The 344-nt window shown below is 70.1% G+C and carries 1 protein-coding gene; it reads left to right on the forward strand.

From position 1 onward, the window contains the following. A partial coding sequence (locus EN862_RS35250) for an FAD-dependent oxidoreductase (protein WP_135913311.1) occupies nucleotides 1–344 on the forward strand: 344 nt, incomplete at both ends.

Below are 344 nucleotides of genomic sequence, written 5' to 3' on the forward strand. Positions count from 1 at the left end.
GTCGCCGGCGGCGCATCGTCGCGCTCGCTCGCCTGGCTCAACTCGGCGCGAAAGCGGTCGGCCGCCTATCACCGCCTGCGCGTGGCAGGCCTTGAGCGCTACCACGCATTCGCGGCAAAGCACGACTGCGGCGCCTGGCTGCGCCTCGACGGCGGGCTCACCTGGGACGCCGACGATGCCGCCAACCAGATCGAGGAAGTTTTCCGCCACGAACTGGCGATCGGCTATGAGACGCGGCTGCTTGCGCCTGGCGACATCGCCGCCGTCACGCCAGGTGTCGACGCCAATGCCGTGTCGCCGCAGGGCGCGATCTTCAATGCCGGCGAAGGCTGGGTCGACCCCAG

The sequence above is a fragment of the Mesorhizobium sp. M2E.F.Ca.ET.219.01.1.1 genome (assembly GCF_004016445.2).
In the GTDB taxonomy this organism is placed as follows: domain Bacteria; phylum Pseudomonadota; class Alphaproteobacteria; order Rhizobiales; family Rhizobiaceae; genus Mesorhizobium.